At 66.5% G+C, this 22,322-nt stretch carries 19 protein-coding genes and 1 other RNA gene; 6 read left to right on the top strand and 14 right to left on the bottom strand.

The annotated features are described in order from the left end of the window. Positions 1-45: 45 nt before the first annotated feature. Positions 46-4,836 carry a DUF3320 domain-containing protein gene (locus QXZ94_RS30140; RefSeq protein ID WP_315724561.1) on the top strand — a complete coding sequence of 1,597 codons (4,791 nt, stop codon included), beginning with the start codon at positions 46-48 and terminating at the stop codon, positions 4,834-4,836. A gap of 4 nt (positions 4,837-4,840) precedes the next feature. Here the strand turns inward: QXZ94_RS30140 and ybgC are convergent, their stop codons facing one another. The 7 genes from ybgC to QXZ94_RS30105 all read right to left on the bottom strand — a co-directional run bounded on the left by ybgC (position 4,841) and on the right by QXZ94_RS30105 (position 9,839). Beyond that, a complete protein-coding gene (ybgC, locus tag QXZ94_RS30135; protein ID WP_315724559.1) occupies positions 4,841-5,290 on the bottom strand; it encodes a tol-pal system-associated acyl-CoA thioesterase in 450 nt (149 codons plus the stop codon). 60 nt (positions 5,291-5,350) lie between these two features. Further along, positions 5,351-6,271 carry a metallophosphoesterase gene (locus tag QXZ94_RS30130; protein ID WP_315724557.1) on the bottom strand — a complete coding sequence of 307 codons (921 nt, stop codon included), beginning with the start codon at positions 6,269-6,271 and terminating at the stop codon, positions 5,351-5,353. Positions 6,272-6,354: 83 nt separating this feature from the next. After that, positions 6,355-7,404 (bottom strand): Holliday junction branch migration DNA helicase RuvB, encoded by a 1,050-nt coding sequence (ruvB, locus tag QXZ94_RS30125; RefSeq protein ID WP_315724555.1) that lies wholly within the window; start codon positions 7,402-7,404, stop codon positions 6,355-6,357. After that, complete coding sequence (locus QXZ94_RS30120; protein WP_315724553.1) at positions 7,401-7,820, bottom strand: cytidine deaminase; 420 nt, start codon at positions 7,818-7,820, stop codon at positions 7,401-7,403. Before QXZ94_RS30120 ends, ruvB begins: the two co-directional genes overlap by 4 nt. A gap of 46 nt (positions 7,821-7,866) precedes the next feature. Beyond that, positions 7,867-8,484, bottom strand: a complete 618-nt coding sequence (gene ruvA / locus QXZ94_RS30115; protein ID WP_315724551.1) for a Holliday junction branch migration protein RuvA — start codon at positions 8,482-8,484, stop codon at positions 7,867-7,869. After that, positions 8,481-9,008, bottom strand: a complete 528-nt coding sequence (gene ruvC / locus QXZ94_RS30110; RefSeq protein WP_315724549.1) for a crossover junction endodeoxyribonuclease RuvC — start codon at positions 9,006-9,008, stop codon at positions 8,481-8,483. Before ruvC ends, ruvA begins: the two co-directional genes overlap by 4 nt. Before the next feature lie 84 nt (positions 9,009-9,092). Beyond that, positions 9,093-9,839, bottom strand: coding sequence for a YebC/PmpR family DNA-binding transcriptional regulator (locus QXZ94_RS30105; protein WP_315724547.1), 747 nt, complete (start codon positions 9,837-9,839; stop codon positions 9,093-9,095). A 223-nt stretch (positions 9,840-10,062) separates the two neighbouring features. On the opposite strand from QXZ94_RS30105, the gene QXZ94_RS30100 reads away from it, so the two are divergent. Both QXZ94_RS30100 and QXZ94_RS30095 read left to right on the top strand, forming a co-directional pair. After that, complete coding sequence (locus tag QXZ94_RS30100) at positions 10,063-11,808, top strand: methyl-accepting chemotaxis protein (RefSeq protein WP_315724545.1); 1,746 nt, start codon at positions 10,063-10,065, stop codon at positions 11,806-11,808. Positions 11,809-11,853: 45 nt separating this feature from the next. After that, positions 11,854-13,284, top strand: coding sequence for a methyl-accepting chemotaxis protein (locus tag QXZ94_RS30095; RefSeq protein WP_315724543.1), 1,431 nt, complete (start codon positions 11,854-11,856; stop codon positions 13,282-13,284). A gap of 10 nt (positions 13,285-13,294) precedes the next feature. Here the strand turns inward: QXZ94_RS30095 and QXZ94_RS30090 are convergent, their stop codons facing one another. From QXZ94_RS30090 to ssrS, 3 genes are all read right to left on the bottom strand, one after another. Then, positions 13,295-14,119, bottom strand: coding sequence for a TIGR00282 family metallophosphoesterase (locus QXZ94_RS30090; RefSeq protein WP_315724541.1), 825 nt, complete (start codon positions 14,117-14,119; stop codon positions 13,295-13,297). Position 14,120: 1 nt separating this feature from the next. Further along, positions 14,121-14,702 carry a 5-formyltetrahydrofolate cyclo-ligase gene (locus tag QXZ94_RS30085; protein ID WP_315726615.1) on the bottom strand — a complete coding sequence of 194 codons (582 nt, stop codon included), beginning with the start codon at positions 14,700-14,702 and terminating at the stop codon, positions 14,121-14,123. 150 nt (positions 14,703-14,852) lie between these two features. Then, positions 14,853-15,014: non-coding RNA, 6S RNA (gene ssrS / locus QXZ94_RS30080), on the bottom strand. A gap of 1,241 nt (positions 15,015-16,255) precedes the next feature. On the opposite strand from ssrS, the gene QXZ94_RS30075 reads away from it, so the two are divergent. After that, positions 16,256-16,711, top strand: a complete 456-nt coding sequence (locus QXZ94_RS30075) for a DsrE family protein (protein ID WP_172109990.1) — start codon at positions 16,256-16,258, stop codon at positions 16,709-16,711. A 120-nt stretch (positions 16,712-16,831) separates the two neighbouring features. After that, positions 16,832-18,112: a TAXI family TRAP transporter solute-binding subunit gene (locus QXZ94_RS30070; RefSeq protein ID WP_315724537.1), complete on the top strand. Its 1,281-nt coding sequence runs from the start codon at positions 16,832-16,834 to the stop codon at positions 18,110-18,112. Positions 18,113-18,442: 330 nt separating this feature from the next. Here the strand turns inward: QXZ94_RS30070 and QXZ94_RS30065 are convergent, their stop codons facing one another. Together QXZ94_RS30065 and QXZ94_RS30060 are read right to left on the bottom strand one after the other, a co-directional pair. Beyond that, on the bottom strand, positions 18,443-19,084 hold the full coding sequence (locus QXZ94_RS30065) for a glutathione S-transferase family protein (RefSeq protein WP_315724535.1): 642 nt from the start codon (positions 19,082-19,084) through the stop codon (positions 18,443-18,445). Between the two features lie 3 nt (positions 19,085-19,087). Then, positions 19,088-20,356 (bottom strand): serine hydrolase domain-containing protein, encoded by a 1,269-nt coding sequence (locus tag QXZ94_RS30060; protein ID WP_315724534.1) that lies wholly within the window; start codon positions 20,354-20,356, stop codon positions 19,088-19,090. A 439-nt stretch (positions 20,357-20,795) separates the two neighbouring features. On the opposite strand from QXZ94_RS30060, the gene QXZ94_RS30055 reads away from it, so the two are divergent. After that, a complete protein-coding gene (locus QXZ94_RS30055) occupies positions 20,796-21,191 on the top strand; it encodes an ester cyclase (protein ID WP_315724532.1) in 396 nt (131 codons plus the stop codon). 295 nt (positions 21,192-21,486) lie between these two features. On the opposite strand, the gene QXZ94_RS30050 is transcribed toward QXZ94_RS30055, so the two are convergent. Continuing rightward, complete coding sequence (locus tag QXZ94_RS30050) at positions 21,487-21,870, bottom strand: cell division protein ZapA (RefSeq protein ID WP_315724530.1); 384 nt, start codon at positions 21,868-21,870, stop codon at positions 21,487-21,489. Then, positions 21,867-22,211 carry a DUF4164 domain-containing protein gene (locus QXZ94_RS30045; RefSeq protein ID WP_315724528.1) on the bottom strand — a complete coding sequence of 115 codons (345 nt, stop codon included), beginning with the start codon at positions 22,209-22,211 and terminating at the stop codon, positions 21,867-21,869. Before QXZ94_RS30045 ends, QXZ94_RS30050 begins: the two co-directional genes overlap by 4 nt. Positions 22,212-22,322: the final 111 nt, after the last annotated feature.

Genomic DNA, 22,322 nt, shown 5'->3' with positions numbered 1-22,322 from the left:
GCGGAGACGTCGAGTTGCAATCCTCGAATCGCAGGAGGATTGCACGTGGCAAGCACATCCGTGAGAGACCGATTGCTGGCGGACCGGCGCGCGCTGCTCGATCTGGGCACGCGCAACCGGCTCGTGCACATCCCGCTCAAGACCAAGACCATCCGCACCATCGACATCGTCGGCGCACGCTCGGCGACGTTGTTCGAGCTGCTCGGGGAAGGCAAGCGCTTCACGTTCCTCCCCACAATGGCGGACATGCCTGCAGACAAGGGGGAACGGCCTGCGGAGGCGCCGGACACCGCTCCGGCTCTCCCGCTGCCTGAACCCAGCGCGCCGCCTGCGAGTACAAGACAGACCGACAACGTCTCGGAGCCACAGCCTCGGCCAGCCGACACGCGCCTTCGGACCCGCCTGTCATCCGAGGCATTGCAGAAACGCCTCCTCGACATCTGGTACGACGCGCGCACGCTGGAGGAGGAACAAGGCGTCAACATCCTCTATCTCGCCTTCGGACTGCTGAAATGGTTCGAGGACGACAAGTCGGACACCGAGCGCTTCGCGCCGCTCGTGCTGCTACCCGTGCGACTCGAACGCAGCAGCGCGGCTGATCGGTTTCATCTGGTCTCGCGCGCCGAGCCACCCTCGCCGAATTTGTCCCTGCAGGCCAAGCTCGACGCCGAGTTCGGATTGAAGCTCGCGGATTTCGGCGACGAGGACGATGTCGATATCGCGGGATATCTGGCCGGAGTCGCCGAGACGGTCGCGAACAAGAAGGGATGGGAGGTGAAGACGGACGCGATCGTCCTCGGCTTCTTCTCCTTCTCGAAGTTCCTGATGTATCGCGACCTCGATCCGGAGAACTGGCCGTCAGACGGCGCGCTGGACCGCCATCCGCTGATCACGGCGCTGCTGCAGAACGGCTTCGAAGCGTCCGCGCCGATCGTTGCCGAGAACGGCAAGATCGATCCCGTGATCCAGCCGATCGCGATGAGCCACGTCGTCGACGCGGATTCGTCGCAGGCCGTGGTGATCGAGGAAGTCGTCCGCGGCCGCGATCTCGTCGTCAAGGGACCGCCGGGCACCGGCAAGTCGCAGACCATTACCAACATCATCGCCTCGGCTGCGGCCGAGGGGAAGACGGTGCTGTTCGTGGCCGAGAAGATGGCGGCGCTCGACGTCGTGCATCGGCGGCTGAAAGCCGTAGGTCTCGGATCCCTCGCGCTCGAACTGCACTCCAACAAGGCGAACAAGCGCGTCCTGCTCGAGGAGCTGAGGCGCTGCAAATCGGCTGCGGCTCAAGCGCCGCGTGCCGAGGCAACCCTGGTGCAACGCCTGACCGACAGCCGCGACAGTCTCAACCAGCACGCAGACATGATGCACCAGCCGCATCGGCCGAGCGAGCTCACACCGTTCCGGTTGCTCGGCCATCTCGTGCGTTGCGGCGAGACCTCCACACAGCCGGCACTTCCATTGCAGGGCGCCCCCTCCTGGACGCCGCTGAACCTGGAGCGGCGACGCGAGCTGATCGCAGAGCTCGCCGAGCGGATTGCAGCCGATGGGGCACCTCATCTGCACCCGTGGCGCGGCGTCGGCCGTGACGCGCTCGATCCGGCCGAGATGGCGGAGCTACGGACATCGCTGGACGACGTCGCAAGCGTTCTCGGCCGAGCCACCGCAGGCGCCGCGCGCGTGAGTACACGGCTCGAAGAGCCGCCACCGGTCACGTTCGCTGACGCTGTCGGACTGCTGGCCTTCGCCGAAGCCACAGCCGCGATGCCCGAATGCGACAAGACAGCCTTCTGCGACCCGATCTGGAGCCGGCCGCAAGATGTTGCCGACATCGTCGACAAGGGACTCCGCTACGCCAAGCTGAAGGCCGCATTCGAATCCGCCTTCGTCGAGTCCGCCTGGGAGGCCTCGATGGTCGATTGCCGCAAGGTGATCGCGGAGAAAGGCGGTTCCTGGCTGCGCTTTCTCAGCGCCGGCTATCGCGGACAGATGGCGCTGCTGGCTTCGTACCTGAAGGTGCCGATGCCGAAGCCGCTCGATCAGCGGCTTCTGCTGATCGACGGTCTCATCGCCGCGCAAGCCGCGCGCAAATCCTTCGAGGAGGTGGAGAGTGCCGGCCGCGCGGCCTTTGGAACCGCGTGGCAGAAGGAGCAGTCGGACTGGGATGCTCTTGCAAAGCTGACGGCCTGGTGGAGCGCCTTCCCGAAACCGTCAGCGATCAAGGACGTACGTCAACGCCTGGCGACTCTCACGCTATCCTCTGACGACAGGCAAACGATCGATCAATTCAGGAGCGATCTCGCGAGCCTGAGCTCGGGCCTTCGGCATCTGATCGAATTCCTGCAGTTGGAGCCCGGCCGCATCCCGCTCGACGCAGCCGATCAGCTGCGGCTCGGCGAGCTGTCGCAGACACTCTCCGAGTGGCTGAACTCCACCGAGCGCCTGACCCGCTGGATCGCGTTCATGGAGCGCGTCCGCCTCGCCCGTGCGGATGGCCTCGCGGCGCTGATCGATCGTGCGCTGGATGGCTCGCTGCCGGGCGATGCCCTGGAGCAAACCTTCGATAATTCCTATTACGACGCCATGCGCAGCGTGATCTTCGCCCAGCATCCGCAGCTCAAGCGATTCGACGGCGAATCGCATGACCGGCTGGTCGATGGCTTCCGCAAGCTCGACGTCGAGCGCATGCAGCTTGCCCGCGACCAGATCGCCTATGAGCATGCCGCGGCGCTGCCGCGCAATGCCGGCGGCATCGGCCCGCTCGGCGTGCTCAATGGCGAGCTCGCCAAGAAGCGCAATCACCTGCCGATCCGCCAATTGCTGGAGCGTGCGGGTCCGGTCATTCAGCAGATCAAGCCGATCTTCCTGATGAGCCCGCTGTCGGTGGCCCAGTTCCTGAAGCCCGGCGCGATCGCATTCGACCTGCTCGTCGTCGACGAGGCCTCGCAGATCGAGCCGGTCGACGCGCTCGGCGCGGTCGCGCGCTGCCGGCAGATGGTGGTGGTCGGCGACGAGCGGCAATTGCCGCCGACGCGCTTCTTCGCGAAGCTGACCGGCAATGATGACGACGACACCGAGGACGAGGATCAGCCGACCTTCCAGGTGAAGGACGCCGAGAGCATCCTCGACCTCTGCCTGGCCAAGGGCCTGTCGCATCGCATGCTGAACTGGCACTATCGCAGCAAGCACCAATCGCTGATCGCGGTGTCGAACAAGCAGTTCTACGACAACCGACTGTTCATCGTGCCGAGCCCTTATGACGCCGTGGCGGGCATGGGGCTGAAATTCAACTACAACCCCGATGCGCATTACGAGCGCGGCAGCAGCCGGACCAACCCCAGGGAGGCACGCCTCGTGGCCGAGGCCGTCATGCGCCATGCGAGGGAGACCCCGGAACGAAGCCTGGGAGTCGCGACCTTCTCGGTGGCACAGCGCCAGGCCATTCAGGATCAGCTCGAAATCCTGCGCAAGGAGAACCCCGACACGGAGGAGTTCTTCTCCCGTGGCACGAGCGAACCGTTCTTCGTCAAGAACCTCGAGAACATTCAGGGCGACGAGCGCGACGTCATCTTCATCTCGATCGGCTACGGCAAGACGAAGGAAGGCTTCGTTTCGATGAGCTTCGGCCCGCTGAACTCGGACGGAGGCGAACGCCGCCTGAATGTGCTCATCTCCCGTGCCAAGCTGCGCTGCGAGGTTTTCTCATCGATCACCGGCGACGACATCGACCTGTCGCGCGCCAAGGGTCACGGCATCGCGGCGCTGAAGACATTCCTGACCTTCGCACAGACCGGCCAGCTCGGCATCGCGCAGGAGACAGGTCGCGATCCCGACTCCGTCTTCGAGGAGCAGGTCGCTGCCAGGCTGCGGGCGCTAGGCCATGATGTGAAGACGCAGATCGGCACCGCTGGCTTCTTCGTCGATCTTGCGATCGTCGACCCTGAGAAGCCCGGCCGCTTCGTGCTCGGCATCGAATGCGACGGCGCGCAATATCACGCCTCTCGCTCGGCGCGGGATCGCGATCGGCTGCGGCAGAACGTGCTGGAAGCGCATGGCTGGGTGCTGCATCGGATCTGGTCGACGGACTGGTTTCTCCGCCCCAAGGAGGAGACCGAGAAGGTGCTGCGCGCGATTGACGCCGCGAAGGCGCATTGGCGCGAGGTCGACCAAGGCGCCGCCGAGGCGCAGCCCGAACCACCGGCCAAGCCGGCCGAACCGCCGCCAGAGCAGACCGAGTCCCGGCCCCTGGAGATTGTCGCACAGGCGCCGGCAGCTGTTGCTTACGAGGAGGCGAAGCTGCGGGTGCGGCGTGAGGTCGAGCCGCACGAGACGTCACTCTCCAACATGACGCGGCACGTCGTCGAGATCGTCGCCGTCGAGGGGCCGGTGCATGAATCGGAAATCATCGTCCGGATCCGATCGGCCTGGGGCCTCGCCCGCGCCGGCAATCGCATTCGCGACGCGGTGAAAGCGGCGTTGAACGCGGCGGTGGCGAAGGGCCAGATCGCCGGAGGTCCGTTCTACTCGGTCCCGAGCCAGATGATCGTTGTCCGAAACCGCGAGGAGGTGCAATCGTCGACGCTGCGCAAGCCCGAGATGTTGCCGCCGGAGGAGATCAAGACGGCCATCATGCAGGTGGTGGAGCAGAATTTCGGCGCAGAGGAGGACCAGCTGATCCAGGCGGTCGTCCGGCTGTTCGGCTTCGGATCGACCAGCGCCCAGCTGCGCGAGGTCGTACAGGACGGTCTCAAGGATCTTCTCGAAGCGGGACGTCTGCGCCGCGACGGCGAACGGCTGAGCAAGCCTCCGGAGATCTCGCCGGCCGCGCCGGCCTGACCGATTAGGCGAGGTCCGCCTTCATCAACTCGCGCAGCGCCTTCGGAATGGGCTGCGCCCTGCCGCCGCTGATGAAGGCAACCCGGACATCGGCCTTGACGAGCACCTCCTCAGCCCGCCGCACCTCCTGCGCCAGCGTGATCGACGCACCCTTGACCGCGATCGGCCATGTCACGACGTCGAGCACATCGTCCATCCGCGCCGGCCGAAGGAAGTCGAGCGTCATCGAGCGGACCACGAAGGCGAAGCCCGGCGCTTCGGTGGCAGCCTCCGCAAACAGCGCATGCTGCTCGGCGCCCATCAGCCGCAGATGGTTGGTGCGGCCGCGCTCCATGAAGCGGAGGTAGTTGGCGTGGTAGACGATGCCTGAAAAATCGGTGTCCTCGTAGTAGACGCGCACCTGCATGTGGTGGCGGCCGTCGCGGATCTCGCCGTCGAGATGGGGTTGGGTCACTGGAATTCCTCGATCGCCGGAAATGCGATCGTTTCGCGCAAGTGAGCCGCGAGCGCAAGCTCAAGAGGTCACCTCCATCGGTTCCCCGCCGACCGTGACCTGCACGATCTCCGGTGGCATCCCGATCCGCACGGGCATCAGGCTGCAGCCGAGACCGCCGGAGACGATCACGTCGCATTGCGTGCGGATATGGCCATAAGCAAGGTCGACTCCGTTGCGGGCCGGCACGGCGGGCGACCAGCCGAGCACGCGCACCTGGCCACCATGCGTATGACCGGACAGTTGCAGCGAGACCCGCGACGGGACGCGCAATGCCACGTCAGGCTCATGCGCCAGCAAGATGACCGGCGCACCGTCCGTGACCTTGCGTAGCGTGCCTGCGAGATCATCAATGCCGATCCGCGGCACCGGGCGAAACCGCCGCGCGGCCATGTAGGCGAGTTGATCTCCGAGTCCGGCCAGCCAGAAGGCATGTCCATCCTTGGTGAGTCGGACGACCTCGTTCTCATAGACCGGGATGCCAGCAGCCTCGAGCGCCTTCTGGGCGTATGGCGCGCCATGGCCGTCGCGCTGCACCGTCCTGTCGTCCCAGTAATCGTGATTGCCGAGAATGGCGTGGACTCCGAGCGGCGCCTTGAGGCCGCCGAGCACCGGCGCCCACTCGGCGGCGTCGATCCGGCCGAGATGATGGCGGTGGCCGGCCACGTAGTCGCCGAGCAGGACGATCAGGTCCGGCTTCAGCGCATTGGTTCGCTGGACGATGCCGTCGATATGCGCCAGCGACATCCAGGGATCGCAGGCGTGGATGTCCGCGATCGCCGCGATCTTCAGCTTCAAACCGGCCGGCCAATTGCGCGGGCGAACGTGGTAGTCGGTGACTCCGAGGCGGAGCGGCTCGATGCCGACGCCGTAGGTGGCGGTGGAAAAACCGGTGGCGGCGAACGCGCCGGAGAATTTCAGAAAGCGGCGGCGTGACAGCATGGACGAACTCCTCGCACGCAATCCTTTTCCCCGCTCATTGCAACCGATTTCGGGTGCGTCTGTGCAGATTGTCAGCAGATTCGTTAATCATCGTCGTCATTGCCGAACAGGCCGATCTGGCTGGGATCACGGTTCGCGGGCTCGGCCATGCCGAGATGCTTGAAGGCATGCGAGGTCAACAGCCGTCCGCGCGGGGTGCGCTGCAGATAGCCGCATTGGATCAGATAGGGCTCGATGATGTCCTCGATGGCATCGCGCGGCTCCGACAGCGCCGCCGCCATCGTCTCGACGCCAACCGGCCCGCCCCCGTAGTTCAGCGCGATGGTCGAGAGATAACGCCGGTCCATGGCGTCCAGTCCCGCGGCATCGACCTCCAGCGCGCTGAGCGCGTGATCGGCAATGGCACGATCGATCGCGCTGGCGTCAGCGGCGGAGGCGAAGTCGCGCACACGGCGCAGCAGCCGGCCGGCGATGCGCGGCGTACCGCGGGCGCGGCGGGCGATCTCGTTGGCGCCATCAGGCGTCATGCCGACACCCAGCACGCGGGCGCCGCGCGTCACGATGCCTTCCAGTTCTTCCACCGTGTAGAAGTTCAGCCGGATCGGAATGCCGAAGCGATCGCGCAGCGGATTGGTCAGCAGGCCGGCGCGTGTCGTCGCGCCGACCAGCGTGAACTTCGACAGATCGATCTTGACAGAGCGCGCGGCCGGGCCCTCGCCGATGATGAGGTCGAGCTGGAAATCCTCCATCGCCGGATAGAGCACTTCCTCGACCGCGGGGCTGAGGCGATGAATCTCGTCGATGAACAGCACGTCGCGCTCTTCGAGATTGGTGAGCAGCGCCGCGAGATCGCCGGCCTTGGCAATCACGGGCCCCGAGGTCGCGCGAAAACCGACGCCGAGCTCGCGGGCGACGATCTGCGCCAACGTCGTCTTGCCGAGACCGGGCGGGCCGACGAACAGCACATGGTCGAGCGCCTCGCCGCGCTTGCGCGCCGCCTCGATGAAGATCGACAGATTGGCGCGCGCCTGCTGCTGGCCGACGAACTCCGACAATTGCTGCGGACGCAGCGCGGTGTCCCCGACATCGTCGGAGCGCCGCTCCGGACTGACCATGCGCGCGGGCGGCTTCATTCGTTGCCGCGCCGGTATTTGTTCGGCAGCAGCTCGCCGATGGTAACCGCCGCAGGCCCCTTGCCGTTGGACGGCACGATGACGCGCGCCTTGGCATCATAGTCATGGATCAGCTCGCGGCAGGTGCCGCAAGGCGAGACCACCGCGACCTCGCCGGGCTCACCGGGCTTGGGATGGCGCACCGCGACGATGGTCTCGATGCCGTGATCGCCGAACTCGGTGATGGCGCGGCCGATCGCGATGGCTTCGGCGCAGACGGCATTGCGGCCGAGATAAGCGTCGATGTTGACGCCGGTGATGATGCGGCCGTCGCGGGTGCGCATGGCCGCGCCGACCTCCTGCCAATCGTTGCGGTAGCGGTTCTTCACCGCCAAAGTCGCCGCCTCGATCAGCTCCTTGTCCTTCTTGGTCACCATGGTCGAGATGTTTGTCCTTCTGCGCTCCCGTCACAGCGGCGCGCGGCTATTTCGCCAGCTCCTTGAGGCCGAGGCGGATGAGTTGCGCGGTCTCGGCCTTGTCGCCGGCGGCACGCGAAGCGGCAGCGATCGCGGCGGCCGCTTGCGGCTGGCCGTAGCCGAGATTGATGAGCGCGGAGATCGCATCCGCGATCGGCCGCGGCGCGCGGGATTCCTCGATCGCGCCCGACAGGCGCACCACGCCCGGGTCGACGTCGGCAAAAGCCGGCGCCTTGTCCTTCAACTCGGTGACGATGCGCTCGGCGACCTTCGGCCCGACGCCCGGCGTGCGCGCCACCGCGGCCTTGTCGCGCAGCGCGATCGCGTTGGCGAGATCGGCCGGCGGCAAGGTGCCAAGCACGGCAAGAGCGACCTTGGCGCCGACGCCTTGCACGGTCTGCAAAAGACGAAACCATTCCCGTTCGACATCCGAGCGAAAACCGAACAGCTTGATCTGGTCCTCGCGCACATAGGTCTCGATCGATAATGTGGCGGCTTCCCCCGGTGACGGCAAGGCCTGCAGGGTACGCGCCGAGCAGTGCACCTGGTAGCCGACGCCGCCGACATCGAGGATAACGAAATCCTCGGTGGTGGAGTCGATCAGACCCTTGAGCTTGCCGATCATAGGCCGGCCACCTTCATGCGCAGCGCCTGACCCTGGCGGTGATGGGCGTGGGTGATGGCGATGGCCAGCGCATCGGCCGCGTCGGCCGAGGGCGGCTCGGCCTTGGGCAGCAGGATCTTCAGCATCACCGCGATCTGCCCCTTGTCGGCATGGCCCGCTCCGACCACGGTCTTCTTGACCTGGTTGGGGGCATATTCGGCGACCGAAATTCCGAACATCGCCGGCGCCAGCATGGCGATGCCGCGGGCCTGGCCGAGCTTCAGGGTCGCGACGCCGTCCTTGTTGACGAAGGTCTGCTCGACCGCGGCTTCCAGCGGCTGGAAGTCGTTCAGGATCTTGGCGAGCCCCTCGTGAATCGCCAGGAGCCGGTTGGCCAGCGGCAAATCGTCGGGCGGCTCGACCGAGCCGCAGCCGACATAGATCAGCCGGTTGCCCTCGCTCTCGATCACGCCCCAGCCGGTGCGGCGGAGGCCGGGATCGATCCCGATGATGCGGACGGCTGAGCGAATCGGCTGGGCTTTCATGGGTTAGAGATAGCCTCGCGCCGCCCCGGAGGAAACATAAACGGAACAGCCGGCCGCCCAGGCCGCCAAATGGTTAACCGTCCGTCAACCGCCCATCTTCGCCATCAGCGCGTCCGAGATCTCGAAATTGGCGTAGACGTTCTGGACGTCGTCGTGCTCGTTGAGCAGGTCCATCAGCTTCACCAGCTTCTCGCCGGTCTCGTCATCGACTGCGACCGTGTTCTGCGGCTTCCAGGTCAGCGCCGCCTTGCGCGGCTCGCCGAACTTGGCCTCGAGGTTCTTGGCGACCTCGTGAAAACTGTCCGGCGAGGCATAGACCTCGTGGCCGCCCTCGCCCGAGATCACGTCGTCGGCGCCGGCCTCGATCGCGGCGTCCAGCACGGCGTCATCGGAGGCGACGCTGCGCTCGAACTCGATGATGCCGACGCGGTCGAACATGAACGAGACCGAGCCGGTTTCGCCGAGGTTGCCGCCGGACTTGGTGAAGTAGGAGCGGATGTCGGAGGCGGCGCGGTTGCGGTTGTCGGTCAGCGCCTCGACGATGACGGCGACGCCGCCTGGGCCATAACCCTCGTAGCGGATCTCGGCGTAGTTCTCGCCTTCACCGCCGAGCGCCTTCTTGATGGCGCGCTCGATATTGTCCTTCGGCATGTTCTCGGCGCGGGCGGCGACCACGGCGGCGCGCAGGCGCGGGTTCATCGCCGGATCCGGCGTGCCGAGCTTGGCGGCGACGGTGATTTCGCGCGCCAGCTTGCCGAACAGCTTGGACTTCATCGCATCCTGCCGGCCCTTGCGATGCATGATGTTCTTGAATTGGGAATGGCCGGCCATGCGAGGTCTCTTGTAATCGTCTGGAGGTCAGTTGCGGGAAGCGCGGCCTTATAGGCCGGGAATCGTCAAAATCAAAGATTTGGGGTGGTTTCAAGGGGGTGAGCGGTCCCCGGGGATCCCCGCCGCCTTGTCCCATAAGGCAAATGTTAACCATGGCTTCACTGTCAAGTGCAAGGATGCCGGGCTTCTGCACCTTTTCACGCACGACCGGGGGGCCACCCCAATGGCGTTTGGTTTGTTTGCGAGACGTGCCCCGGCGTCCGAACCGGTGGCCGAGCCAAAGCCGGTCGCCGCGCCTGAGCCGCCGGCTGCGCCGGATGATTCGGCCAAGGCCATTCTCGATCTCCTGGAGCTCGAGCTCGGCGGCATGATCCGCCAGCTGGAGCGGGCCGCGAACGCTGTCGCGAGTGGCGCCGAGGCGACGGCGGGAACACTGACCGACATCCGCCAGCGCGCCGATGCTTTGAGCGGACGCAGCAGCGCCGCGCAGGGAACGGCCACGACGTTTGCCCAGGCCGCCGAGAAGGTGACTCAATCCGCCCATGGCATCCGGGCCCAGGTCGAGGACGCCGGCCAGCTCGCCGACCTGGCCAGCGCCGCCGCCCGCGAGGCGCGCGAGAATGTCGACCGTCTGCGCGAATCCTCCGCCGCGATCGGCAACGTCGTCAACCTGATCTCCCAGATCGCGCGTCAAACCACCCTGCTCGCGCTGAACTCGACCATCGAGGCCGCCCGTGCCGGCGAGGCCGGCCGCGGCTTCGCGGTGGTCGCCACCGAGGTCAAGGCGCTGGCGGTGCAGACCCAGAATGCCACCGAGGAGATCACCCGCAAGATCGAGGCGCTGCAGAAGGACGCCGCCGGCTCGGCTGACGCGGTCCACCGCATCGCCCAGGCGATCGAGGCGATCCGCCCCGTCTTCACCAACGTCAACGGCGCGGTCGCCGAGCAGAACCAGACCACCGGCGAGATGTCTGACAATGCCGCCCAGGCGTCGCAGTTCATCTCGTCGGTGGTCGACAGCGCCGCCGATATCGGCAGCGCCACCCAGCAGGCGGAAAGCTATGGCGAGCGCGTCACCAGCGCCGGCCGCGCGGTGACGATGTATGCCCAGAAGCTGAAGGCGCGCTGCGCCGTGCTGTTGCGCCAGGGCGACCGCACCGCGCGAAGCGGGGACGAGCGCCTGCCGTGCCATCTCAAGCTCGACATCAAGAGCGGCGGACGCGCGGTTACGGCTCAGGTCTACGAGATTTCCAAGGACGGCGTCCTGATCAGCGGTCCGGAGGCCGGCCGCCTTGCCGTCAACGCGCAGTTCGACGCCGTGCTGGAGGATGTCGGTCCCTGCCGCTTGCGGATCACCGAGCAGGTCAAGGCCGGCGCCCAGGCGCGGTTCGACGCGCCCGGAGCCGAGCTGCGCGAGAAGATCGAGGACAAGCTCTGGGCGCTGCACGAGGAGAACAACGAGTTCGTCACCCGCGCCATGGAGGCCGGCACCGAGCTGAACCGGATGTTCGAGAGCGCCCTCGCCCGTGGCGAGATCAGGCTGGAGGACATGTTCGACACCAACTATGTCGAGATCCCCGGCACCAATCCGCAGCAGCACCGCAGCCGGATTCTCGACTGGGCCGAACGCGCGCTGCCGTCGTTCCAGGAGGCCTTCCTGGCCAGGGATCAGCGAATGGCGTTCTGCGTGGCGATCGACCGCAACGGCTATCTGCCGGTACACAACAAAATCTACTCGCATCCGCAGCGGCCGGGCGATGTCGCCTTCAACACCGCCAACAGCCGCAACCGCCGCATCTTCAACGATCCGGCCGGGCTCGCGGCGGGCCGCAACCAGCGGCCTTATCTGATCCAGAGCTACGCACGCGACATGGGCAACGGCAACACCGTCATGATGCGCGAAATCGACGTGCCGATCCGCGTTCGCGGCCGGCACTGGGGCGGCTTCCGCACCGCCTACAAATTGTGAGCCGTGCGGTGACCTGCTGAATTCTTGACGCCCGGGAGCCCGAACATGTCTGTCGCACAACGCGCCATTCTGGAAAGTCACGATGCGCGCTCCGGCGCCGAACGGCTGATGGACGAGATCGCCGACCGCATCGGCGGGCTCGGCGTCGAGCTCGCCGACGTCGCCGGCAACGTCCAGGAGGTCGCCAACCGCGTCAGCTACCAGTCGCAGCGTTTCGGCCATCTGCAGGCGACCGCCAAGACGATGGTGGCGGCCAATCACGACATCGCCACCGCCTCGCAGGCGGTGCAGACGGCCACCTCCGCCGCGGTCGGCGACATCGCGCAGTCGCGCAGCGTGGTGGAAACCGCGGTGCAGCACATCTCCGAGCTGGTCGACTCGGTCGAGCGCATCGAGCAGCGGCTGGGCTCGGTCGGCGATGCGCTGTCGCAGGTCGCCAAGGTCTCGGTCGCGATCGAGGCGATCGCCAAGCAGACCAATCTGCTGGCGCTGAACGCGACCATCGAGGCCGCTCGCGCCGGCAGCGCCGGCCGCGGCTTCGCCGTCGTCGCCAGCGAGGTGAAGTCGCTCGCCGAGGCGACGCGGCAGGCGACGCAGCAGATCGGCGACACCCTGCGCGGGCTGGATTCGCAGGTGAAGAGCCTGCTCGGAGAGAGCGGCCAGGCCTCCTCGCGCGCCAAGACCGCGGGCGAAGGCGCCCAGCAGATCGGCGGCATCATCGTCCGCGTCCAGGACGGCTTCACCAGCGTCGGGCAGGAGATCGACGGCGTGGCCAAGGCCGCGACCTCCAATCTGGCGCATTGCGACGCCGTCATCAGCGAGCTCGCCGAACTCGCCAAGGGCGTCGACCAGTCCTCGATCGAGCTCAAGCAGGCCGACGGCCGCATCGCCAAGCTGCTCGACCATTCCGAAGCCTTGATCGGACTGATCGCCGAGAGCGGCGTCGAGACCGCCGATGCGCCGCTGATCCGCACCGTCGTCGAGACCGCACGGCAGATCTCGGCTGTGTTCGAGGCGGCGGTCGACCGCGGCGAGATCACGCTCGCCGACCTGATGGACGAGAGCTACCGCGAGATTCCCGGCACCAACCCGAAGCAATATCTCACCCGCTACGTCGAGTTCACCGACCGCGTGCTGCCCGCCATCCAGGACCCGATCCAGGGCAGCGACCCGCGCATCGTGTTCTGCGTCGCCTGGGCGCGCGGCGGATACCTGCCGACGCACAATCCGAACTACCGCAAGCCGCAGGGACCCGACCCGGTCTGGAACAACGCCAACTGCCGCAACCGCCGGCTGTTCGAGGACCGCGCGGTGAAGAAGGTCGCCGCCGCCAGCAACAAGCCGTTCCTGCTGCAGACCTACCGCCGCGACATGGGCGGTGGGCAGTTCGTGCTGATGAAGGACCTGTCCGCACCGATCTTCATCAAGGGCCGCCATTGGGGCGCGTTCCGCATGGGTTTCCGCATCAAGGCCTGACCCGCTCTCCTCAGGCTCCCCAGAATGTCGGCTTGGTTTGCGACAGCCGGCCGCCGATGCGCACCGGCGCGATCCGCTCGGCGAGCCCGGTCGCATCGTCGGTCTCGACCGCGACGCCGCTCAGGGTCGCCTCGCCCATCGCCGGCTCGAAGCGCGCCGAGGGGATGCCCGACTGGAAGCGGCGCAGCGGCTCGTCCTTCTGCATGCCGATGATCGAATCATAGTCCCCGGTCATGCCGGCGTCCGTCATGTAGGCGGTGCCGCCGGGCAGGATCTGGTGATCGGCCGTGGGCACGTGGGTATGGGTGCCGACGACGAGGCTGGCGCGGCCGTCGCAGAAATGACCGAGGCCCTGCTTCTCGCTGGAGGCCTCGCAATGCACGTCGACCACGACGGCATCCGCCGCCTCGCGCAACGGACAGGCGTCGAGCTCGCGGCCGATGGCGGCAAACGGATCGTCGAACGGCGTCATGAACACACGGCCAAGCACGTTCACCACGAGCGCGCGGGCGCCGTTCTTGGCCTCGACCAGCGCCGCGCCGCGGCCGGGCGTACCCGCCGGATAGTTCGCAGGCCGCACCAGGCGCGGCGCGCGCTCGATGAACACCAGCGCCTCGCGCTGATCCCACGAGTGGTTGCCGAGCGTCACCGCGTCGGCGCCGGCATCGACCAGCTCCTGATAGATCGCCTCGGTGATGCCGAATCCGCCGGCCGCGTTCTCGCCATTGACGATGACGAGATCGAGCGCCCAGTCGCGGATCAGGCCTGGAAGATGGTCCGAGACGGCGCTGCGGCCGGCCCGGCCGACGACGTCGCCGACGAAGAGAATGCGCAACTCAATGGCTCCGAAAATCCAAGGTCTCACGCTCGGTTAGCACATAATCCAGCGCCGCGTCGTGGGCCAAGGCCGGGATCGCCTCGGTTTCCTGCACGGCGAAGCCGAGGCCGACCCCGGTGACGTGGTGTGCTTTGCGCAAGTGCGAGAAGGTGTAGTCGTAGTAGCCGCCGCCATAGCCGATGCGATGACCGGTGCGGTCAAACGCGGCGAGCGGCACCAGCATGACCTGAGGGACCAGCTCGGCCGCAACCGGCGACGGCTCGGGGATGCCGAGCGCACCCAGCGTCAGCCGGTCGCCCGGCGACCAGGCCCGAAACGAGAGCGAATGGCCGCGCGCCAGGATGACCGGCAGCGCCAGCCGCGCCCCCTGCGCGGCCAGCGCCAGCATCAGCGGCATCGGATCGAGCTCGTTGCGGATCGGCGCGTAGCCGGAGACCACCGTGCCGGCCTCCAGCGCAAACGGCAGCCCGCGCGCGGCAATGGCCTGCGCGGCGGCGCTGCGCGCCTCCTCGCTCAGGGCGTCGCGCGCGGCGAGCGCCGCAGCCCGCAGTTGCTGCTTGGTGTGCTGAGCGGCCTTCATCGGCATGCGACGGGACCTCCGTTCAGAGCGCGCGGACGCGGGCACTTCAACGTTGCAGAAACGTAGCAGGTCGGCAACCGAAGGGGACAGACGAAGGAGACGGAGAGGCAGGAGAACGGAGGAGCAGAACAGAGACGCAGGGGAAACAAGCGCGAAGCCGCAATCGCCGTTGAAACGCTCGATCCCGGAGTTCCCTACGAAAGTAGGTGGGCACCATATGTCCAGGTCCACGGACCTGGCCAGGGACAGTTCCCTAAAGGATCGATAAGGCCCCGGGGATATGTTGGTTCCGGACGCGCGTCGCAGCCTCGCAGGGGCAATGTAACCATGGCCCAGTGATTTTGCCAGCGGCGGACGTGGATAAGGCAAGACTTGGCCAACCACTCGGTGTCGTCGCCCGGCTCGCCGCCTTCGCTGAAGCTTCGGCGCGCCCTGTCCATTCGCGGCCGCGTCGAAGCCGAAGGCGAAGACGGGACCGGGCGACCCAGTACGCCGCGGCAGCAGTGATTGAGCCGAAAGGCCTCGGCGTACTGGATCGCCCGCCTGCGCGGGCGATGACGGTTGTGGCGAGGTGAGGGCCGAGCTGACCACGACGACAGAACAGGTCAAAACACGCATGGCTTCGCATCCTCGCGGCGCTTGGCGTCCGAGTTTTTCGACGGTTCGCCCCCTTCGAAACAGAGGGCGCAGGGAAGGCCGGGCGTCGGCTGACGCCCATGGCCCGCCTGCGAGAAAAAATGCAGGCGGCAGGTACCACAGGTGCAGCCGGAAACACCCGGCCTTCCCTGCGCGACGGTTGAACGGCTGCTTCGCGCTCTCCCTGGTGCGCCGGGCTTGTTGGCCACCATGTCGCACAGCGCGCTCACGCGCGTTGCGCGGGGGACACCAGCTTCGGGGTGTCGGGACCACGCGACTTGACCGGTCGTGTCCCGCCGTTCGTCCGCGCGAATCGCTTCACGCTGCGTCGACACACGCCCATCGCATCCCACTGCCCACGTCTCGTGACGGTCGCGACACGCCCCTCATGCGGCACCAGGACGAGCGGAGCATCGGCTTGATTTGCCCGACGAGACAAGTGAAGCAGCCTGCGACATCGTAACGCGACGGGCAGTTTGCGCATGAGGCCCATGCGCGGATGGCCCGTCGTGTCGTGCTGCCAGGAGTCGCGTGCATCGATTGGCCGTGACGCATCCCGACATTCCGTCGTCATCCCGGCGAACGCCGGGATCCATACCGCGGGATCCATCAATGGGCACAACGGCAGTCATCGAGCGCAGCCAACTAACAGCGGTGGCTATGGGTCCCGGCGTTCGCCGGGACGACAGCGGTGAGCCTTGCAACGGCGGTGGCCCACACAAGATTCCCGGTCCGGGCCCATCGCGCGTGATGACGAGCCGGCATCATCGCGACCCTCGCGCGGCGGGCTCGCGCCGTCAGCGCATAGTCTCGCCATGATTGGGGCCCATCGGTTGGAAGCAAGGGTTGTGGCAGATCACGCCCACATCCAATATCTGGTATCGTGCATTCCTGTTTGCGTCCATCGGAGTCCTGGCATGCGTTTCGATCTGAAAACTCTCACGGCCGCCTGCGCGCTGCTGATTGCGTCGGGGGGCGCGAGCCTCGCGGCCGACGTCAAGATTCACCGCGTCTCGATCCAGGTCGATCAGAACGATCCGGCGATCATGAATCTGGCGCTGAACAACGCCACCAACATCATGGAGACGTTCAAGGAAAAGGGCGAGGAGGTCGAGATCGAGCTCGTCACCTACGGGCCCGGTCTGAACATGCTGCGCGAGGATACCTCGCCGGTGAAGGACCGGCTGAAGCAGATCGCCGAGCTCAGCTTTCCCGCCAAGATCAAGTTCTCCGCCTGCAACATCACCAAGCGCGGCATGGAGAAGCGCGAGGGGCATCCGATCGCGATCGTTGCCGAAGCGAGCCTCGTGCCTTCGGGCGCCGTCAGGCTGATGGAGCTGCAAGAGAGCGGCTGGAGCTATCTGAAACCTTAAGTAGTCGCCGCCCCAAATCCGCCAGGTTTAGGGCTCAATAGAGCACGACCTTAGATTGACGCGGTTTAATCAGTCTGCTCGTGGGGACGCGCTGGCAGACGCGATCGGGGGACTACTGTCATGCGTCGAACGCTCGCTGGCCCAGCGCTGATGGCGCTGGCATCGATCTCTGCCGTCCTGCTCATCTGCCAAGGCGCGGCGCTGGCCGAAGGACGGCCACTGGAATTCGCCCAGGCGCTGACCCCGGAGCCGCCGACGACGCCGCTCTCCATCAGGCCGGCGCGCGCGCCCGAGCGGCGCGCCGAACCGCGCATGTCGGAGGCGCGCGCGCCCGAGCCACGCAGCGCGTCCGACGAAGCCGCGATCAAGGCGCGCATGAACCAGTGGACCGTCGGCCTCGCCGCCGGTCTGCCCGACGGCGGCTTCGTGCGCTTCGCCAGCGAAATGGCGCGAACGATGGATGACGGCGACAACATGCGCCTGATCCCGATGGTGACGCGCGGCACCACGTCGAACATCGCCGACCTGCTCTATCTGCGCGGCGTCGACGTCGCGATCACCTATGCCGACGCGTTCGACTTCTATGCCAAGCAGGCCGGCCTTTCCAACATCAACGACCGCATCCGCTATGTGCTGCGCTTCTTCATCTCCGACGTGCACATCTATGCGCGCGAGGAGTTCAAGACGCTGCAGGACCTGAAGGGGCAGAAGATCGCAGTGGGCACGGCGGGCGTGGCGGCTGCGCATACCGGACCGCTGATCTTCCGGCGCCTCGGCATCGACATCGAGCCGGTCGCGGTCGGCGGCCCGGTGGCGCTGGAGAAGCTGCACAAGGGCGAGATCGCGGCGATGGTGTATGTCGCGTCCAAGCCCGGCGAGCTGTTCAGCGGCAAGAAGGCCGATCCCGGATTCCACTTCGTGCCCGTGCCCTACACGCAGCAATTCTCGGATTTCTACTATCCGACCAGCATCAAGCCCGAGACCTATCCGGGGCTGGTGGCGCCCGACACGGCGGTCGAGACGATCGCGGTCCCCTCGGTGCTCGCCGTGTACAATTGGAAGCCGGGCAGCGACCGCGCCGACCGCGTCAACCGCTTCGTCGACACGCTGTTCACCAACCTCGCCCGGCTGCAGCAGCCGCCGTTCCACCCCGGCTGGAAGGACCTCAATCTCGAGGCCCAGGTGCCGGGCTGGCAGCGCTACCCCTATGTCGAGACCGTGCTGGAGCGCATGAAGAAGGAAGCCGACATCGGCCTGCCGCCGGCCGCGACCGGCGGCCTGACCCAGCAGGAGCGCTTCGAGGCGTTCCTGGCCTCGCAGGCCAAGGCGCCGCCGTCGAAGGCGGAGAAGGAGGAGCTGTATCGCTCGTTCCTGGAATGGAGCCGGAAGCGGCAGAGGTGAGGAGCCCCCCCCCGAAGGGTTACGGGACGGGCCTCCAACTCATCAGTCGATAATGGTTGAGTGAGACGATCTCTCGCCGCTCGGGCAGTCTGCTCCCTCGCCCCGTTCTTCACGGGGAGAGGGTTGGGGTGAGGGGCAGCCGCACGGGAGGTGCAGCCAGTTGCGCGACGCTGATCCATCCTGCCCGTCCGATGCACTTCAGCCTGGGCTCCGCGCGTGCCATGCCCCTCACCCGGATTGCTACGCAATCCGACCTCTCCCCACAAAGGGCGGGGAGAGGTTTGCACCGAGCAAGCCGCTGGACTCTTCGTCCAACGAACGTCCTGCAGATCAGCTCAACAACAACGCCATCCCCGGATCCCCCTTCGCCATCGCCCGCTGATAGGCGGAGCGTGCGGCGATGCGCGACAGATATGTGCGGATGTTGGGGTATGGCGCGAGATCGTAGGGCAGGAAGTAGCGCATGGTAGTGAGTGAGAACACCGTCATGATATCGGCCGCCGTCAGCGTGTCGCCTGCGAGATAGTCCGATTCACCGCAACGCGCCTCTACGAGCGCGAACGCGCGGTCGAGCCGCGCGCGCATCGCGCCGAGCATGGCGTTGTCGTCCGGCAGATTGAGCCGGTTCAGGATCATCAGCCGCCCCATCGCCGCCTGCAAGGTGCCGTTGGCGAAATGAAACCAATACAGGAACGGCGCGAAGCTGGGGTCGGCGGGCCCGGGCCGTAAGCGCCCCTGGCCGTATTTCGCGATGATGTAGTCGACGACAGCGCCGGACTCCGCGAGCACCAGCTCGCCGTCGGTGATGACGGGCGCAGCGCCGATCGGATGCAGCGCCTTGTACTCCGCCGGCGCCAGGATCGTCCTGGCGTCGCGCGCGTAGCATTTCAACTCATACGGGATCTCCAGCTCCTCGCAGAGCCAGACGATACGTTCGGATTGGGATTTTCCGAGGTGATGAACGGTCAGCATGCGCTACTTGACCATGGCGCCGTAGACGATGTCCTGCACCTGCTCGCGATAATATTTGCGCAGGTCGCCCGGCGCGGCCGTGCCAACCACTACCACGAGCCGCTCCTTGGGATCGCAGAAGAACTGCGTGCCATAGGCGCCGTTCCAGCTGAACTCGCCGGGATTGCCGGGCACCGCCGACAATCCCTCGCTGACGCGCACGGCGACGCTCAGCCCGAAGCTGAAGCCGGCGCGATGCGGCTCGACATTGGCGACGGTGTTCTTGATCTCGGGGCCGAGATGGTTGGAGGTCATGTGATGCACGGTCTTCGGACTCAGGATGCGCGCACCGTCGAGCTCGCCGCCGTTCAGCAGCATCTGGCCGAAGCGGACATAGTCGCCGATGGTCGCGAACGCGCAGGCACCGCCGCAATCCGATTTGAGCGGCGTGTCCAACAGCTTGATCGCCTGCGGCTTGCCGGTGAGCGGATCGTTCGGAAACGGCCGCGCCAGCCGCGGCCGCTGCGCGTCTGTCGGCGCGAAGGTCGCATCGACCATGCCGAGCGGCTTCCAGACATTGTTGGCAAGATATTCGCCGAGCCGCTGCTCTGCGACCTTCTCGACCACCGCACCGAGCACGTCGATCGAGAAGCCGTATTCGAACTGCGTGCCCGGCTGATGCGCCAGCGGCAGCTTGGTGATGCGCTCGATGAAGGCCTGCGTGTCGCCCTCGATCGCCGGTGCCGTGCCGTCGGGATAGAGCCGCGCCACGGCGCTCGAGCTGTCGGGCCGGCCGCCATACATCAGGCCCGAGGTGTGGCGATAGAGATCGTGGATCAGGATCGGCCTGATCTGCGACGTCAGCAGCAGCGATCCGGCCTCCTGCGTCACGCCCACCTTCATATCGGCAAAAGCCGGATAATAGTCGGCGAGCTTGGCCTGCAGCGGCAACCGTCCCTGTTCCATCAGGGTCAGCCCGGCCACCGCGGCCATCGGCTTGGTCATCGACGCGAGGGCGAAGATCGCGTCGAGCGGCATCGGCGTGCCCTTGACCGGATCGAGCTGGCCATAGGCCTTGTAGTGCACCAGCTTGCCGTCGCGCGCGATCGCCACGACGGCGCCGGGCACCCGCTTCGCCGCGATCTCGCGCGCGAAGAAGTCATCCATGCGCGTCAGGCCTGCCTGCGAGAAGCCGACCTCGTCGGGCTTGGCTTCGGGCAGCGGCGCGGCGGCGAGCGGCGTGGCGAGCGCGGTGAAGGCTGCGGCGGCCGCCGCGAGAATGAGCTTGTTCAAGAACACCTCCCTGACGCGAACTCGATCCCGCTTGTCGGCGCCGGATTTCGAACAGGTTCGCTTGGGGCAAGGAGTAGGCTAGACTGCAGCGAACGACAAGCGCTCGCAACACGATCACGTCGCGGATGATCACGTTCGCGGCTGCACAAGGTGACGCCATCTCACTGGCTCGTTCATGCTGGCAGCCAACCAGCGCGACAACTGGCAGCCACGTCCCTCGACAGATCACGCGGTCTGGGTCCCGGCGTTCGCCGGGACGACAGCGGAGGGGATGGCGAGCAGCGCGCCACGCCCTCCGACGTCGTCCCGGCCTTGAGCCGGGACCCATAGCCACCGATGCTGGACTTGGACGCACTGGAGCCGCATCGCCGAATCAACGGCGGGAACAGTGCACGCCGGGGAGGATTGATCACGATCCACCCTCGTTGAGATCACCACCATGACCGCCGCCGAACTCGCCAATCACTATCGCGCCTATATCGTCTGCCTGAATGCGCAGGCCTGGCCGGCGCTCGGCGACTTCGTGCATGACCGTGTCGTGCATAACGGCCAGCCGCTCGGCCTCGCCGGCTATCGCGACATGCTGATCGGCAACTTCACCGAGATTCCCGATCTTCGCTTCAACATCGGCCTGCTGCTGTCCGACCCGCCGCGGATCGCGAGCCGGCTGGACTTCGACTGCACGCCGAAGGGCGAATTCCTCGGCCTGGCCGTCAACGGCCGGCGCGTCGCCTTTGCCGAGAACGTGTTCTACGAATTCCGTGATGGCAGGATCGCGCAAGTGTGGTCGGTGATCGACAAGGCGGCGATCGAGGCGCTGCTCGCACCAACGTGAGCGACGCGGAGAGAAGCGCGAAATTCCGGCGTGCTGTCAGATACAGCGCCCTGTCCCCCTTGCGGGAGAGGGCATGTAGGACAGAGCAGCAAGCTCGGTTTGGGTGAGGGGTATGCCTCCGCAAGCGCGGTATCCGCGGAGAGATAGCCCTCACCCAACCGCGTACGCGGACAGGCCGGAGATGCCCTCTCCCGCAAGGGGCCCGCAAGGGGAGAGGGCACACTCATAGGCGCTTTCGAATGACAAGCGAAGACCAGCGCCGACGCCAGATTATTAGTTGTTAGTTCGATCCGCGCTACCCGATCGCGACCCCGCCACCGATCGTGCGGTTGAGCACCTGCGTGGTGCGCTCGATGCGCTCGGCGGCGGCGTTGAGGGCCTTGGCCACGGCGACCTGCGTGGCGCGGGCGCGGTCGGCGGACTGGCTGCGAACATTGCGCAGGCCTTCGAGCTCCTGCTCGAGCAGCTGCACGCGCTGGTTGGCGTCGATCAGTTCGTCGCACACGGTCAGCGCGGCCATCACCGTCAACCGGGCGTCGCCGATCTCGCCGAACTTGCCGCGCAGATTGGTGATGCGCGTCTCGAGGCTCTCGGCAAGCTTGAGAAGCCGCAGCTCCTGGCCTTCCTCGCAGGCCATGCGATATTGGCGGCCGTTGATGGTGACGTTGATGTGGCTCATTCGTCATCCTCGTCTTCAGCACCGTCCTGCCCGCCGCCATTGAGCACCGCGCGGATGGTGCCGATTGCCGTGTCGAGACGCTCGGCAATCTCGCGGTTGGTGCGCTCGAGCCGGCGCGTCTTCATCAGCGAGCCGTCGAGCTCGTCCGCAAGGCGGGAGCGGTCGGCACCGAGCGCCTGGATGCGCGTCGCCAGCTCGTCCTCGTCGCGATCCGCCTCGCGCCGCCGCTCGACCGCGCTCTCCAGCGCGTCGAGGGCCGTCATGAGTCGCCGCGTCGCCGCCTCCAGATCGGCAGCGCCGGGTTCCACCTGACCGGCAAGATTGGCAGGGTGATCGTTCATGGCACGGATGCGAGGCCCTTACACCGCCCGGGGATAGCGACAAAAGCCGCTGTCCGGCAAGCGTTTACGGGCAGAATCTTACGTGCTGGGCGAGCCAAGCGCAACGCTCGG

The sequence above is a fragment of the Bradyrhizobium sp. SZCCHNS2022 genome, from assembly GCF_032377575.1.
Taxonomy (GTDB): Bacteria; Pseudomonadota; Alphaproteobacteria; order Rhizobiales; family Xanthobacteraceae; genus Bradyrhizobium; species Bradyrhizobium aeschynomenes.
This window is presented reverse-complemented; position numbering and strand designations above follow the sequence as displayed.

What these genes read in the sequence shown, in the direction of transcription:
- QXZ94_RS30130 (WP_315724557.1), bottom strand. Translation starts at nt 6,271, where the DNA reads ATGCTGTCACGCCGCCGCTTTCTGAAATTCTCCGGCGCGTTCGCCGCC.
- ruvB (WP_315724555.1), bottom strand. Translation starts at nt 7,404, where the DNA reads ATGAAGCCGCCCGCGCGCATGGTCAGTCCGGAGCGGCGCTCCGACGAT.
- QXZ94_RS30120 (WP_315724553.1), bottom strand. Translation starts at nt 7,820, where the DNA reads ATGGTGACCAAGAAGGACAAGGAGCTGATCGAGGCGGCGACTTTGGCG.
- ruvA (WP_315724551.1), bottom strand. Translation starts at nt 8,484, where the DNA reads ATGATCGGCAAGCTCAAGGGTCTGATCGACTCCACCACCGAGGATTTC.
- ruvC (WP_315724549.1), bottom strand. Translation starts at nt 9,008, where the DNA reads ATGAAAGCCCAGCCGATTCGCTCAGCCGTCCGCATCATCGGGATCGAT.
- QXZ94_RS30105 (WP_315724547.1), bottom strand. Translation starts at nt 9,839, where the DNA reads ATGGCCGGCCATTCCCAATTCAAGAACATCATGCATCGCAAGGGCCGG.
- QXZ94_RS30100 (WP_315724545.1), top strand. Translation starts at nt 10,063, where the DNA reads ATGGCGTTTGGTTTGTTTGCGAGACGTGCCCCGGCGTCCGAACCGGTG.
- QXZ94_RS30095 (WP_315724543.1), top strand. Translation starts at nt 11,854, where the DNA reads ATGTCTGTCGCACAACGCGCCATTCTGGAAAGTCACGATGCGCGCTCC.
- QXZ94_RS30085 (WP_315726615.1), bottom strand. Translation starts at nt 14,702, where the DNA reads ATGAAGGCCGCTCAGCACACCAAGCAGCAACTGCGGGCTGCGGCGCTC.
- QXZ94_RS30075 (WP_172109990.1), top strand. Translation starts at nt 16,256, where the DNA reads ATGCGTTTCGATCTGAAAACTCTCACGGCCGCCTGCGCGCTGCTGATT.
- QXZ94_RS30070 (WP_315724537.1), top strand. Translation starts at nt 16,832, where the DNA reads ATGCGTCGAACGCTCGCTGGCCCAGCGCTGATGGCGCTGGCATCGATC.
- QXZ94_RS30065 (WP_315724535.1), bottom strand. Translation starts at nt 19,084, where the DNA reads ATGCTGACCGTTCATCACCTCGGAAAATCCCAATCCGAACGTATCGTC.
- QXZ94_RS30055 (WP_315724532.1), top strand. Translation starts at nt 20,796, where the DNA reads ATGACCGCCGCCGAACTCGCCAATCACTATCGCGCCTATATCGTCTGC.
- QXZ94_RS30050 (WP_315724530.1), bottom strand. Translation starts at nt 21,870, where the DNA reads ATGAGCCACATCAACGTCACCATCAACGGCCGCCAATATCGCATGGCC.
- QXZ94_RS30045 (WP_315724528.1), bottom strand. Translation starts at nt 22,211, where the DNA reads ATGAACGATCACCCTGCCAATCTTGCCGGTCAGGTGGAACCCGGCGCT.